Source organism: Kitasatospora sp. NPDC006697 (assembly GCF_042869935.1).
In the GTDB taxonomy this organism is placed as follows: Bacteria; Actinomycetota; Actinomycetes; order Streptomycetales; family Streptomycetaceae; genus Kitasatospora.
Window position 1 is genome coordinate 82484 of sequence record NZ_JBIAGU010000008.1, and the last position, 13959, is coordinate 96442.

Sequence of the window (13959 nt, forward strand, 5' to 3'; positions counted from 1 at the left end):
GTGCATGTCCTTCGAAATTCCGCCTGCCGACCAGGCTCCCGCTGTGCTGTTACCGGCCGACGCCGTGGCCGTTACAGCGGACGAACGGCGCCTGCGCGAGCTGGGCTACACCCAGGAGCTGGCCCGCTCGCTCTCCGGCTTCTCGAACTTCGCCGTCTCCTTCTCGATCGTCTCGATCCTCTCCGGCTGCCTGACCCTCTACGGCTACGGCATGGTGACCGGCGGCCCCGCGCTGATCATCTGGGGCTGGCCGGTGGTCGGGCTGATGACGCTCTGCGTGGGCCTGGCGATGGCCGAGATCTGCTCCGCCTACCCGACCGCCGGCGGCCTCTACTTCTGGGCCGCCAAACTGGCCCGGAAGAACGCGCCCGCCGCCAGCTGGGTCACCGGCTGGTGCAACTTCATGGGCCAGATCGCCGTCACCGCGAGCGTCGACTACGGCGCCGCCACCTTCACCAACGCCCTGCTCGACCTGCGGTTCGGCTTCGCCGCCACCGCCCCGCACACCGTGCTGATCTTCGCGGTGATCCTGCTGCTGCACGGCCTGCTGAACTGCTTCGGGGTGCGGCTGATCGCGCTGTTCAACACGGTCAGCGTCTGGTGGCACCTGATCGGCGTGGTGCTGATCGTCGGCGCCCTGGCGCTGCTGCCGCACCGCCACGCCTCGGCCGGCTTCGTCTTCGGCCACTTCGCCAACACCACCGGCTTCCACGGCCCGTTCGCCGCCGTCTACGTCTCGCTGCTGGGCCTGCTGCTGGCCCAGTACACGCTCACCGGCTACGACGCCTCCGCGCACATGACCGAGGAGACCCGTGACGCGGCTCGCTCCGGTCCGCGCGGCATCGTCAACTCGATAGGCGTCTCGATCGCCGCGGGCTGGATCCTGCTGCTGGGGCTGACCTTCGCGATCCAGCACTACCAGGAGGAGGCCACCACGCAGACCAACGTGCCGCCCGCGCAGATCTTCCTGGACGCGCTCGGCCGGACCGGTGCCGAACTGCTGCTGATCATCGTGATCGGCGCCCAGTTCTTCTGCGGACTGGCCTCGGTCACCGCCAACTCCCGCATGGTGTACGCCTTCTCGCGGGATGGCGCGCTGCCCGGCGCCAGGTTCTGGCACCGGATCGACCCGCGCACCCAGACCCCCGTGAACGCCATCTGGCTGGGCACCGGCGGTGCGCTGCTCCTCGGTCTGCCCGCGCTCTGGAACTCCACGGCCTACCAGGCGGTCACCTCGGTCTCGGTGATCGGCCTCTACCTCGCCTATATCATCCCGGTCTGGCTGCGGCTGCGCCAGGGCGCGGAATTCCGGCGCGGCCCCTGGCACCTGGGCCGCTGGAGCCGGCCGATCGGCGCCGTCGCGGTCGGCTGGACCGGGCTGATCACCGTGCTCTTCATGCTGCCGACCCTCAGCCCGATCACCGTCAAGAACTTCAACTACACCTCCGTCGCGATCGCCGTGGTGCTCGGATCCGCCGGCCTCTGGTGGCTGTCCTCGGCCCGCCACTGGTTCACCGGACCGCGCACCGCCGAGTCGGCGACGGATCAGGAGGCAGGATGAGCAGCGCCCGGCTGACCCTCGATCAGCTCCGCAACCGGGTGGCCGAAGGCACCATCGACACCGTGGTGCTGGCCGCCACCGACATGCAGGGCCGGCTGCAGGGCAAGCGGCTGGCCGCCGAGCACTTCCTCACCGAGGTGCTGCCGCACGCCGCCGAGGGCTGCTCCTACCTGCTCGCGGTGGACGTGGAGATGAACACCGTGGACGGCTACCGGATCTCCTCCTGGGAGAACGGCTACGGCGACCTGGTGATGGTGCCCGACCTGAGCACCCTGCGGCTGGTGCCCTGGCACCCCGGCACCGCCATGGTGCAGTGCGACCTGGCCGGGCAGGACCGCGCGCCCATCGCGGTCTCGCCGCGGCAGGTGCTGCGCCGGCAGCTGGACCGGCTCGCCGCCTACGGCTGGCAGGCCCAGGTGGGCACCGAGTTGGAGTTCATCGTCTTCAAGGACAGCTACGAGCAGGCCTGGGACCGGGACTACCGCAAGCTCACCCCGGCCAACCAGTACAACGTGGACTACTCGATCCTCGGCACCGGCCGGATCGAGCCGTTGCTGCGCCGGCTGCGCAACCAGATGGCCGGCGCCGGGCTGACCGTGGAGTCCGCCAAGGGCGAGTGCAACCTCGGGCAGCACGAGATCGCCTTCCGCTACGCCGAGGCGCTGGCCACCTGCGACGACCACTCCGTCTACAAGACCGGCGCCAAGGAGATCGCCGCCCAGGAGGGCGTCAGCCTGACCTTCATGGCGAAGTACGACGAGCGCGAGGGCAACTCCTGCCACATCCACCTGAGTCTGCGCGACCAGGCCGGGCAGCCGGTCTTCCCGGGCAACGGCGCGCACGGGTTCTCCCGCACCATGGAGCACTTCCTGGCCGGACAGCTGGCCTGCCTGGGCGAGTTCGCGCTGCTGCTCGCCCCGACCGTCAACTCCTACAAGCGGTACGTGCCCGGCAGCTTCGCGCCGACCGCGATCGCCTGGGGGCGGGACAACCGGACCTGCGCGCTGCGGGTGGTCGGGCACGGGGCCTCGCTGCGGTTCGAGAACCGGGTGCCCGGCGGCGACGTCAACCCGTACCTGGCGGTCGCCGCGCTGATCGCCGCCGGGCTGCACGGGGTCGAGCAACAGCTGGAGTTGGAGCCCGAGTTCATCGGCAACGCCTACGCCTCCGACGCGCCCCGGGTGCCCGCCACGCTGCGCGACGCGGTGGCCGCCTTCGCCGCCAGCGAGGCCGCCGCGCTGGCCTTCGGCAAGGACGTGGTGCAGCACTACACCCGCGCCGGGGAGGTCGAACAGGCCGCCTTCGAGGCGGCGGTGACCGACTGGGAGCGGCGGCGCGGATTCGAGCGGCTGTGACCGGGGCCCCGCTGGTGGGGATCACCAGCTACCTGGAGCAGGCCGGTTGGGGCGTCTGGCAGCAACCGGCCGCGCTGATACCGCAGTCGTACGTGGACGCGGTGACCGCCGCGGGCGGCACCGCCGTGTTGCTGCCGCCGCAGCCCGGCGGCGCGCCCGCGCGGCTGCTGGACCGGCTGGACGCGCTGGTGCTGGGCGGCGGCCCCGATGTCGACCCTGCCCGCTACGGCGCCGAGCCGCACCCGCGGACCGGGGCGCCGCACCGGCTGCGCGACGCCTGGGAGGCGGCGCTGCTGACCGCCGCGCTGGAGCGGGAGTTGCCGCTGCTCGCCGTCTGCCGGGGCATGCAGCTGCTCAACGCGGTGCGCGGCGGCACGCTGGAGCAGCACCTGCCGGACCGGGTCGGCGAGGGCGGCCACCAGGAGGCGCCGGCCGTCTACCGGCGGCGCGAGGTCACCGTGCTGCCCGGCAGCCGGCTCGGCAAGGTGCTCGGCGAGCGGGCCGCGGTGCTCTGCTACCACCACCAGGCGGTGGACCGGATCGGCACCGGCCTGCGGGTGACCGCCCGGGCCGAGGACGGCACGGTGGAGGCGCTGGAACTGCCCGGCGCGGCCTTCGCGCTCGGCGTGCAGTGGCACCCGGAGGCGGACCCGGGCGACGGGCGGCTCTTCCGGGCGCTGGTCGAGGCCGCGGCGGAGGAGAAGTGACGGACCGTCAGGAGAGGCAGGAGAGCGTGACCGAGGCGAGCCCGTGCGAGGTGATCAACCCCGCCAGCGAGGAGGTGATCGGCACGGTGGAGATGGCGGGCACGGCCGGGACCGACGCCGCCGTGGCCCGGGCCAAGGCGGCCTTCGAGGGCTGGCGGCAGGTCGCCCCGGCCGACCGGGCCCGGCTGCTGCGGGCGTTCGCCGCCCAGGTGGACGCCGACCGCGAGCACCTGGCCCAGCTTGAGGTGGCCAACGCCGGCCACACCATCGGCAGCGCCCGCTGGGAGGCGGGCAACGCCCGCGACGTGATCGAGTACTACGCGGCCGCCCCCGAGCGGCTGTTCGGCCGGCAGATCCCGGTGGCCGGCGGCATCGACCTCACCTTCCAGGAGCCGCTGGGCGTGGTCGGCCTGATCGTGCCGTGGAACTTCCCGATGCCGATCGCCGCCTGGGGCCTGGCGCCCGCGCTGGCGGCGGGCAACACGGTGGTGCTCAAGCCCGCCGAGCTGACCCCGCTGACCGCGCTGCGGCTCGCCGAGCTGGCGCTGCGGGCCGGGCTGCCGGAGGGCGTGCTGCAGGTGCTGCCGGGCCACGGGCCGGTCGCCGGGCGGCGGTTGGCCACCCACCCCGACGTGCACAAGGTGGTCTTCACCGGCTCCACCCGGGTCGGGCGGGAGATCGCGGCCGCCTGCGGGGAGCGGATCCGGCCGGTCACCCTGGAGCTGGGCGGCAAGAGCGCCAACATCGTCTTCGCCGACGCCGATCTGGCCAAGGCGGCGGCCACCGCGCCGTACGCCGTCTTCGACAACGCCGGGCAGGACTGCTGCGCCCGCTCGCGCATCCTCGTGCAGCGCAGCGTGTACCAGGAGTTCCTGGAGCTGCTGGAGCCGGCGGTGCTCGGGCTGCGGGTGGGCGACCCGACGGACGAGGCCACCGAGATGGGGCCGCTGATCTCGGCCGGGCAGCGGGAGCGGGTCGCCTCCTACCTCGACGGGGAATCGGTGCTCTTCCGGGGCGAGGCGCCCGAGGGCAAGGGGTTCTGGTTCCCGCCGACCGTGCTGGCACCGGTGACGCAGGACTCCCGGGTGTTCACCGAGGAGGTGTTCGGGCCGGTGGTCGCCGTCGTCCCGTTCGAGGACGAGGCGGAGGCGGTGCGGATCGCCAACGCCACCGACTACGGGCTCTCCGGCTCGATCTGGACCCGGGACGTGGGGCGGGCGCTGCGGGTGGCGCGGGCGGTGGAGGCCGGCAACCTCTCGGTCAACTCGCACTCCTCGGTGCGGTACTCGACCCCGTTCGGCGGCTTCAAGCAGTCCGGGCTCGGGCGCGAGCTGGGGCCGGACGCGCTGCAGGCCTTCACCGAGACCAAGAACGTCTTCATCGCCACCGACTGACCGCACCACCACTGACAGCGGTACTGACTGAAGGAGTGAGTTGTGACCAGCATGCGACTGGACGGCCGGGTCGCCGTGATCACCGGGGCCGGCAGCGGGATCGGCCTGGCCAGCGCCCGGCGGCTGGCCGCCGAGGGCGCCAAGGTGGTCTGCGCGGACCTGGACGAGCGGTCCGGCAAGGCGGCCGCCGCCGAGGTCGGCGGCCTCTTCGTGCAGGTGGACGTGGCCGACGAGGAGTCGGTGCAGGCGATGTTCCGCGCCGCCGTGGACACCTACGGCAGCCTGGACATCGCCTTCAACAACGCGGGCATCTCGCCGCCGGAGGACGACTCCATCCTGACCACCGGCCTGGAGGCCTGGCGGCGCGTGCAGGAGGTCAACCTCACCAGCGTCTACCTCTGCTGCAAGCACGCGATCCCGTACATGCAGCAGCAGGGCAAGGGCTCGATCATCAACACCGCCTCGTTCGTCGCGGTGATGGGCGCGGCCACCTCGCAGATCTCCTACAGCGCCTCCAAGGGCGGCGTGCTGGCGATGTCGCGCGAGCTGGGCGTGCAGTTCGCCCGGGAGGGCATCCGGATCAACGCGCTCTGCCCCGGACCGGTGAACACGCCGCTGCTGCGCGAGCTGTTCGCCAAGGACCCGGAGCGGGCCGCCCGCCGCCTGGTGCACATCCCGCTCGGCCGGTTCGCCGAGCCGGAGGAGATCGCCGCCGCCGTGGCCTTCCTGGCCAGCGACGACTCCTCGTTCATGACCGCCAACACCTTCCTGGTGGACGGCGGGATCTCCGGCGCCTACGTGACTCCGCAGTAGGGTCCGGGCGCTTTGTAGGGTGGGCGTGTCCTTGCGCCGAGCGGGGACCGGGGCGTTGACTAGCAGTGGTAGTTTACGCCCCGGTAGCACTCTGCGAGGAAGGACCCACGCCGTGCAGCAGCATGCGGACCAGTACATCGGTGGAGCCTGGCGGCCGACCCTCGGCGGCGGGGTGCTGGAGGTGCGCAACCCGGCCACCGAGGCGGTGATCGCCACCGTGCCGGCCGGAACCGCCGCCGATGTGGACGCCGCCGTGGCCGCTGCCCGCGGTGCGGCGCGCGCCTGGGGACTGACCACCCGGGAGGAGCGGCTGGCCCCGCTGACCCGGCTGCGCGACGCGCTGGCCGAGCGGCAGCAGCAGATCGCCGAGACCGTGCTGGCCGAGCTGGGCTGCCCGATCGGCTTCGCCACCGCCGTGCAGGCCGGGCTGCCGCTGGCGGTGGCCAGTTCGTACGTGGAGCTGCTGGCCGGCTACGAGTTCCAGGAGAAGGTCGGCAACTCCACCGTCCTCAGCGAGCCGGCCGGCGTGGTGGCCGCGATCACGCCGTGGAACTACCCGCTGCACCAGGTGGTCGCCAAGGTCGTCCCGGCGCTGGCCGCCGGCTGCACGGTGGTGCTCAAGCCCGCCGAGGACACCCCGCTGGTGGCCCGGCTGTTCGCCGAACTGGTGGACGCGGCCGGGTTCCCGGCCGGCGTCTTCAACCTGGTGACCGGCACGGGCGTGGAGGTCGGCGCCGCGCTGGCCGGGCACCCCGGGGTGGACCTGGTCTCGTTCACCGGTTCCACCGCCGTGGGCCGGCTGATCGCCGAGACCGCCGGGCGGGGCATCAAGAAGGTCTCGCTGGAGCTGGGCGGCAAGTCGGCCAACGTGGTGCTGCCCGGCGCCGACCTGGGCCGGGCGGTCAACGTCAACGCGGCCAACGTCTTCGCCAACTCCGGCCAGACCTGCACCGCGTGGACCCGGCTGCTGGTGCACCAGGACCAGTACGAGGAGGCGGTGGCGATCGCCGCCAAGGCCGCCGCCAAGTACGCGCCGGGCGACCCGGCCTCGCCGGAGACCCGGATGGGTCCGGTGGTCAGCGCCAAGCAGCGCGACCGGGTGCTGGGCTACATCCGCTCCGGCATCGAGCAGGGCGCCCGGGTGGCGGCCGGCGGTCCGGAGACGCCCGAGGGCCTGCCGACCGGCTACTTCGTGCGGCCGACCGTGCTCGCCGACGTCACCCCGGAGATGACGGTGGCCCAGGAGGAGATCTTCGGCCCGGTGCTCTCGGTCATCGCCTACCGGGACGAGGAGCACGCGCTGGAGATCGCCAACGGCACCGAGTACGGCCTGGCCGGCGGGGTCTGGGCGGCCGACGAGGAGACCGCGGTGGCCTTCGCCCGCCGGATGGACTCCGGCCAGGTGCACGTGAACGGCGGGCAGTTCAACCCGCAGGCGCCGTTCGGCGGCTACAAGTCCTCCGGCATCGGGCGGGAGTTGGGCCGGCACGGGCTGGAGGAGTTCCTGCAGACCAAGTCGCTGCAGTTCTGATCCGTTTTCACCGACTACCGTGAGGGACACCATGGTTCGCGCTGCCCTGCTCACTGCCGTGGGCGCCCCGCTGGAACTGGCCGAGATCGAGCTGCCGGAGCCCGGGCCCGGCCAGGTCCGGGTGAAGCTGGCCGCCGCCGGGGTCTGCCACTCCGACCTGTCGCTGGCCAACGGAGTGCTGCGGGCGCAGCCGCCGGTGGTGCTCGGCCACGAGGGGGCCGGCACCGTGACGGCCGTCGGCGAGGGCGTCGGCAGCGTCCGGGAAGGCGACCAGGTGGTGCTCAACTGGGCGCCTGCCTGCGGGAGCTGCCATCTGTGCGGGATCGGCGAGCCGTGGCTGTGCGAGCGCGCGGGGGAGGCCTACGGGCAGACCTACGCGGCGCTGCCGGACGGCACCGGGGTCTACCCCGGCCTCGGGGTGGCCGCCTTCGCGGAGGAGACGGTGGTCGCCGAGCGGGCGCTGCTGCCGCTGCCCGAGGGCGTGCCGCTGACCTCGGCCGCGCTGCTCGGCTGCGCGGTGCTGACCGGCTACGGCGCGGTGCACAACTCGGCCCGGGTGCGCCCGGGGGAGTCGGTGGTGGTGCTGGGCCTGGGCGGGGTCGGGCTGGCGGTGCTGCAGTCGGCCCGGATCGCCGGGGCCGGCCCGATCATCGCGGTGGACGTCTCGCCGGAGAAGGAGGAGCTGGCGCGCCGCCACGGGGCGACCGAGTTCGTCCTCGCCGACGACCAACTCGTCCGGACGGTACGAAAGCTGACGGATGGTCACGGTGCGGACCACGCGATCGAGTGCGTCGGGCGCGGCAGCACGGTGCGGGCCGCCTGGTCCAGCACCCGGCGCGGCGGGCGGACCACGGTGGTGGGGATCGGCGGCAAGGACGACCTGGTCAGCTTCTCCGCGCTGGAGCTCTTCCACTTCGCCCGGACGCTCTCCGCCTGCGTCTACGGCAACAGCGACCCGGCGCGGGACATCCCGGTGCTGGCCGAGCACGTGCGGGCCGGGCGGCTGGACCTGGAGGCGCTGATCACCGACCGGATCGGGCTGGCGGACATCCCGGCGGCCTTCGAGCGGATGGCGGCGGGGCACGGCGGGCGGTCGCTGGTCGTCTTCTGACCCCACGGGGTCGCGGGGCCGTTCGCCGGTTCAGGCCGCGGGCGGCTCCACCAGCCGGTAGCCGTCCATCAGCATGCCCGCGCACTTGACCTGGCGCAGCCGGGGCACCACCTCCACGTGCTGCACGCCGGCCAGCGCGCCGATCCGTTCGGTCAGGTAGGTGTAGAGCGCGTCGTTGTCGCGGCAGATCGTGATCGCCACCAGGTTGGCCGAGCCGGTGATCGCGGCCGCGAACGGGATTTCCCGGTGCTCGGCCAGCGCCGCTCCCGCGGCGGCCAGTTCGGCGGGCGCCACGGTGATCATCAGGGTGGCGCAGAGCTCGAAGCCGAGCAGCCGCGGGTCCACCTCCAGGTCCAGGTAGTAGGCGCCGCGCTCGCGCAGCTGGTCGAGCCGGCGCCGGGCGGTGGACTCGGAGAGTCCGGCGGCTCGGGCGAGTTCGGGGTAGCCGGCCCGGCCGTCCCGGGCCAGCACCGCGAACATCGCCTGCTCGGCCTGGTCCAGCTGCACCCGCCGGCCGTTCCACGGCGGCAGCGGATCGACGAGTTGCGCGAGTTGATGCTCCGTCAGATGGTCGAGCCCGCGCCAGTGCCGGGGCCCGCCGGTGAAGGAGCGGAGCACGCTGTGCGCGGTGATGCCGGTGATCCGGCGGGTGCGCGGCAGCCGGCGCAGCAGCAGCTCGTCGTGCTCCTCGCGGGTGCGGGCCTTGGTGATGCACTGCACCTCGGTGCCGCCGGAGTTGAGCGTCACCCAGGAGATGTCCGGGCGGCGGGCGAGCGCGTCCGCCACCGAGGGTGCGGCGTCCGGCGAGCACTGCAGCCGCAGCCAGGACTCGACCAGCCCGACCCGGTTGGCCAGCGGCTGGCCGATCACCCGGACCAGCCCCTCGCCGCGCAGCCGCCGGTAGCGCCGGACCACCGTCTGATCCGACACCTCCAGTACCTCGGCAAGACGGTTGAACGGCACCCGGCCGTTCACCATCAGTGCCTGCACGATTGCCTGGTCCAGGTCATCCAGCAGGGGAACGGTCATGGAATCCATCATGCCAGGGCCGAGCGGTATCGGAATCCGCCACCAGTCGCCTTTTGGTGCGAGCGACGGCGGACCGGGATGGGAACGTCGGGGCATTCACAGAGGAGCGACGAGGGGTTTCGACATGCGCAAGTGGCTGCCGTTGACGGCGGTGAGCCTCGGGGCGTTCATGCTGCTGGTGGACGTCACCATCGTGACCGTGGCACTGCCGGACATGGCCAAGGGCCTGCGCACCGGCTTCACCGACCTGCAGTGGGTGCTGGACATCTACGCGCTGGCACTGGCCGCGCTGCTGCTCGGCGCCGGCTCGCTGGCCGACCGGTTCGGGCGGCGCAAGCTCTACCTGGGCGGGCTGGTGCTCTTCGCCGCCGCCTCGCTGGCCTGCGGGCTGGCCCAGAACGGCGCGGAGCTGATCATCTTCCGCGGCCTGCAGGGGATCGGCGGTGCGGCGATGTTCGCCACCACCATGGCCCTGCTCAACACCTCCTACCAGGGCCGCGACCGGGGCGTCGCGTTCGGCGTCTGGGGCGCGGTGAACGGCGCCGCGGCCGCCGCCGGGCCGATCGTGGGCGGTCTGCTCACCGAGCACCTGGGCTGGCGGTGGATCTTCTTCATCAACCTGCCGATCAGCGTGGTCGCCGTGGCGGTCACGCTGCGCGCGGTCCAGGAGTCGCGCGACCCGCAGGCGCGCGGGCTGGACCTGCCCGGCCTGGTCACCTTCACGGTGGCGGCCGGCGCGCTCACCTACGCGCTGATCCGCGGCGCCGGCGAGGGCTGGACCTCGGCCAGCACGCTGGGGCTGTTCGCGCTCAGCCTGGTCGCGCTGATCGGCTTCGTGGTGGTCGAACTGCGCGGCTCCCACCCGATGTTCGACCTCGGTCTGCTGCGCAACCCGGGCTTCACCGGGGTGTTGGCGGGCGGCATGCTGCTCTCGGTGGCCGCCTTCTCGTACCTGGTCTACACCTCGCTCTGGCTGCAGTCGGTGCGCGGGCTCGGTCCGGTGGCGGCGGGCCTGGGCCTGGTGCCGATGAGCGCGCTGGCCTTCGTGGTGGCGGCGATCGTCGGGCGCCGGCTGCACGCCGCGCCGCCGCGGCTGACCATCGGCGGCGGGCTGGTGCTGATCGCGGTCGGCGCGCTGCTGCAGGCGATGATCGGGCCGGGGTCGAGCTGGCCGGTCCTGGTGCCGGGCCTGGCGGTGGCCGGCGCGGGCGTCGGCCTGGCCACGCCCGCGATGGCGGCCGCGGCGATGTCCGCCGTGCCGCAGCGGCGCAGCGGGATGGCCGGCGGTGCGCTGAACACCGCTCGGCAGTTGGGCAACGCGCTCGGCATCGCGGTGCTCGGCGCGGTCTTCCAGGCCGGGCTGGAGGACCGGCTGCACGGCGGGGTGCTGCCGGACGCCAAGCAGGCGGCGGACGCGCTGACGGCCGGGCAGGCCGGCGCTGTGATCGGCCACGCGCCGGTGGCCGAGCGGGCCGCCGTGGCGGACCTGGTGCACGAGGCCTTCGCGGTGGGTCTGCGGGATGCCTTCCTGGTCTCCGGTGGGCTCGGGCTGCTGGGCGCGGCGCTGGTGTTCGCGCTGGTCGGGCGGGGTTCGGCGGGCGGCGGCCGGGTGGCGGCGGCAGCTGCCGAGCCGGCGGCGGCGGTCCCGGCCGGGCACTGAGCGGGGCGGGCGGCGGCCGGCCGTGAGGGTCGGCCGCAGGGGTTTGTGAAACTGGTTGCACAGTAGGCGCCCCGGCGCCTACTGTGCAGTAACAAACCTGTACGAGGAGTCCGGATGACCGCCTACCCCCACCTGCTCGAGCCGCTCGACCTCGGCTTCACCAAGCTGCCCAACCGGGTGCTGATGGGGTCGATGCACGTGGGCCTGGAGGAGGCGGAGCACGGCTTCGAGCGGATGGCCGCGTTCTACGCGGAGCGGGCGCGCGGCGGCGTCGGCCTGATCGTCACCGGCGGCATCGCGCCCAACGAGGCCGGCCGGCCCTGGGGCGGCGGAGCCAAGCTCACCACCGAGCAGGAGGCCGCCGAGCACCGCGTGGTCACCGAGGCGGTGCACGCGGCGGGCGGCAGGATCGCCCTGCAGATCCTGCACTTCGGCCGCTACGCCTACCACCCCGGGCTGGTCGCGCCGAGCCCGCTGCAGGCCCCGATCAGCCCGTTCGTGCCGAACGAGCTCACCGCGGAGCAGATCGAGCAGACCATCGAGGACTTCGCCCGCACCGCCGAGCTCGCCCGCGGCGCCGGCTACGACGGCGTCGAGATCATGGGCTCCGAGGGCTACCTGATCAACGAGTTCATCGCCGCCCAGACCAACCGGCGCGAGGACGAGTGGGGCGGTTCCTACGAGAACCGGATGCGCTTCCCGGTCGAGATCGTCCGCCGGGTGCGGGAGCGGGTCGGCGAGGACTTCATCATCATCTACCGGCTCTCCATGCTCGACCTGGTGCCCGGCGGCTCCACCCTCCCCGAGGTGGTCCGGCTCGCCAAGGCGGTCGAGGCGGCCGGCGCCACCCTGATCAACACCGGCATCGGCTGGCACGAGGCGCGGATCCCCACCATCGCCACCTCGGTGCCGCGCGGCGCCTTCGGCTGGGTGACCAAGAAGCTGATGGGCCAGGTCGGCATCCCGCTGATCACCACCAACCGGATCAACACCCCCGAGCTGGCCGAGCAGTTGCTCGCCGACGGCTGCGCCGACATGGTCTCGCTGGCCCGACCGCTGCTCGCCGACCCGGAGTTCGTCGGCAAGGCGGCGGCCGGCACGCCGGAGGCCGTCAACACCTGCATCGGCTGCAACCAGGCCTGCCTGGACCACACCTTCTCCGGCAAGATCACCTCCTGCCTGGTGAACCCCCGGGCCTGCCACGAGACCGAGCTGGTGCTCGCCCCGACCCGGCTGCGCAAGCGGATCGGCGTGGTCGGCGCCGGCCCGGCGGGCCTCGCCTTCGCGGTCAGCGCCGCCGAACGCGGGCACGCCGTGGTGCTGTTCGACGCGGCCGAGGAGATCGGCGGGCAGCTCAACATCGCCCGCCAGGTGCCCGGCAAGGAGGAGTTCAACGAGACGCTGCGCTACTACCGGCACCGACTCGCCTCACTGGAGGTGGAGTTGCGGCTCGGCGCGGTGGTGACGGTGGATCAGCTCGTCGGCGAGGGCTTCGACGAGGTGGTGCTCGCCACCGGCGTCACCCCGCGCGACCCGGAGATCCCCGGCGGCGACCACCCCAGCGTGCTCAGCTACCTGGACGTGCTGCGGGACAAGAAGCCGGTCGGCGAGCGGGTGGCCATCGTCGGGGCGGGCGGCATCGGCTTCGACGTCGCCGAGTACCTGACCGACCCCGGCACCGGCGCCAGCCAGGACCCGGCCGCTTTCTTCGAGCAGTGGGGCGTGGACACCGGGCACACCACCCCCGGCGGCCTGCGCCCGCCGGTCCGGCCGAGCTCGCCGCGCACCGTCTACCTGCTGCAGCGCAAGACCAGCAAGGTGGGCGCCGGGCTCGGCAAGACCACCGGCTGGATCCACCGCACCGAGCTGAAGCACCGCGGCGTCACCATGGTCGCGGGTGCGGGCTACCGGCAGATCGACGACGCCGGGCTGCACGTCGAGATCGACGGCGAGGTGCGGGTGCTCCCGGTCGACAGCGTGGTGCTCTGCGCCGGCCAGCTGCCGCGCCGGGACCTGGTGGACGGCCTGCGGGCGGCCGGCATCGAGCCGCACCTGATCGGCGGCGCCGACGTGGCGGCCGAGCTGGACGCCAAGCGCGCCATCGACCAGGGGACGCGGCTGGCGGCGGCGCTGTAGGGGCTGTCGGGTGGCGGTGCGGCGGGCGGTGCGGCGGGGCGGGGCGCGGACGGGTTGGGTGCGGACGGCGCGCGGGAAATAGACTCCTCCCATGTCGCTGCCGCACGCCATCCTCACCGCCCTGCTGGAGAAGCCTTCCTCCGGGCTGGAGTTGACGCGGCGTTTCGACAAGTCGATCGGCTTCTTCTGGTCCGCCACCCACCAGCAGATCTACCGCGAACTGGGCCGGCTGGAGCAGTCCGGCCTGATCCGCTCCTGCCCGCAGCCGCCCAGCCGCGGCCAGCGCAAGGAGTACGAAGTCCTCCCCGCCGGCCGCACCGCCCTCGCCGACTGGATCGCCGACCCGCAGGACCCCAAGCCGGTCCGCGAGCCCATGGTCCTGCGCATCCGCGCCGCCGCGGCGGTGGGCGGCCGCGGGCTGGCGGAGGAGCTGGGCCGCCACCTGGAACTGCACGTGCGGCAGCTCGCGGAGTACCTGGAGATCGAGCGGCACGACTTCCCGGCCGAGCGCCTGGCGGCGGGCGGCGAGCGGCTCGCCCTGCAGCACCGGGTGCTGCGGGCGGGGATCGGGATGGAGGAGTACTGGGTGGAGTGGCTGCGGGGGACGCTGGCGGTGCTGGGGGACTGAGGGGCTCGGGGCGCCCAGCGCGGCGTCCGATACC

Annotated in this window: 11 protein-coding genes; 10 read left to right on the top strand and 1 reads right to left on the bottom strand. The window is 73.3% G+C overall.

What is annotated here, in order from left to right:
* Positions 1 to 4 precede the first annotated feature (4 nt).
* From ACFYNO_RS13335 to ACFYNO_RS13365, 7 genes are all read left to right on the top strand, one after another.
* Entirely contained in the window at positions 5 to 1561 is a 1557-nt protein-coding gene (locus ACFYNO_RS13335) for an amino acid permease (protein WP_388010233.1), read from the top strand.
* Positions 1558 to 2916: a glutamine synthetase family protein gene (locus tag ACFYNO_RS13340; RefSeq protein WP_388010236.1), complete on the top strand. Its 1359-nt coding sequence runs from the start codon at positions 1558 to 1560 to the stop codon at positions 2914 to 2916. Before ACFYNO_RS13335 ends, ACFYNO_RS13340 begins: the two co-directional genes overlap by 4 nt.
* The gene (locus ACFYNO_RS13345) at positions 2913 to 3623 is read left to right on the top strand and encodes a gamma-glutamyl-gamma-aminobutyrate hydrolase family protein (protein WP_388010239.1); all 711 of its coding nucleotides are present in this window, start codon (positions 2913 to 2915) and stop codon (positions 3621 to 3623) included. The genes ACFYNO_RS13340 and ACFYNO_RS13345 overlap by 4 nt, the downstream gene beginning before the upstream one ends.
* Positions 3620 to 5017, top strand: a complete 1398-nt coding sequence (locus tag ACFYNO_RS13350; protein WP_388010242.1) for an aldehyde dehydrogenase family protein — start codon at positions 3620 to 3622, stop codon at positions 5015 to 5017. The genes ACFYNO_RS13345 and ACFYNO_RS13350 overlap by 4 nt, the downstream gene beginning before the upstream one ends.
* 51 nt (positions 5018 to 5068) lie before the next feature.
* Positions 5069 to 5830, top strand: a complete 762-nt coding sequence (locus ACFYNO_RS13355; RefSeq protein WP_388010746.1) for a 3-oxoacyl-ACP reductase — start codon at positions 5069 to 5071, stop codon at positions 5828 to 5830.
* A 112-nt stretch (positions 5831 to 5942) separates the two neighbouring features.
* Positions 5943 to 7361, top strand: a complete 1419-nt coding sequence (locus tag ACFYNO_RS13360) for an aldehyde dehydrogenase family protein (RefSeq protein ID WP_388010245.1) — start codon at positions 5943 to 5945, stop codon at positions 7359 to 7361.
* A gap of 31 nt (positions 7362 to 7392) precedes the next feature.
* Positions 7393 to 8472 (top strand): Zn-dependent alcohol dehydrogenase, encoded by a 1080-nt coding sequence (locus ACFYNO_RS13365; protein WP_388010248.1) that lies wholly within the window; start codon positions 7393 to 7395, stop codon positions 8470 to 8472.
* A 30-nt stretch (positions 8473 to 8502) separates the two neighbouring features.
* Here ACFYNO_RS13365 and ACFYNO_RS13370 read toward each other — a convergent pair whose 3' ends face one another.
* On the bottom strand, positions 8503 to 9501 hold the full coding sequence (locus tag ACFYNO_RS13370; protein WP_388010251.1) for an Lrp/AsnC family transcriptional regulator: 999 nt from the start codon (positions 9499 to 9501) through the stop codon (positions 8503 to 8505).
* Positions 9502 to 9625: 124 nt separating this feature from the next.
* Between ACFYNO_RS13370 and ACFYNO_RS13375 the strand changes: the two genes are divergently transcribed.
* The 3 genes from ACFYNO_RS13375 to ACFYNO_RS13385 all read left to right on the top strand — a co-directional run bounded on the left by ACFYNO_RS13375 (position 9626) and on the right by ACFYNO_RS13385 (position 13925).
* Positions 9626 to 11161 (top strand): MFS transporter, encoded by a 1536-nt coding sequence (locus ACFYNO_RS13375; RefSeq protein ID WP_388010254.1) that lies wholly within the window; start codon positions 9626 to 9628, stop codon positions 11159 to 11161.
* 114 nt (positions 11162 to 11275) lie between these two features.
* Entirely contained in the window at positions 11276 to 13297 is a 2022-nt protein-coding gene (locus ACFYNO_RS13380; protein WP_388010257.1) for an FAD-dependent oxidoreductase, read from the top strand.
* Positions 13298 to 13388: 91 nt separating this feature from the next.
* Positions 13389 to 13925 carry a PadR family transcriptional regulator gene (locus tag ACFYNO_RS13385; protein WP_388010260.1) on the top strand — a complete coding sequence of 179 codons (537 nt, stop codon included), beginning with the start codon at positions 13389 to 13391 and terminating at the stop codon, positions 13923 to 13925.
* The last annotated feature ends 34 nt before the right edge of the window (positions 13926 to 13959 follow it).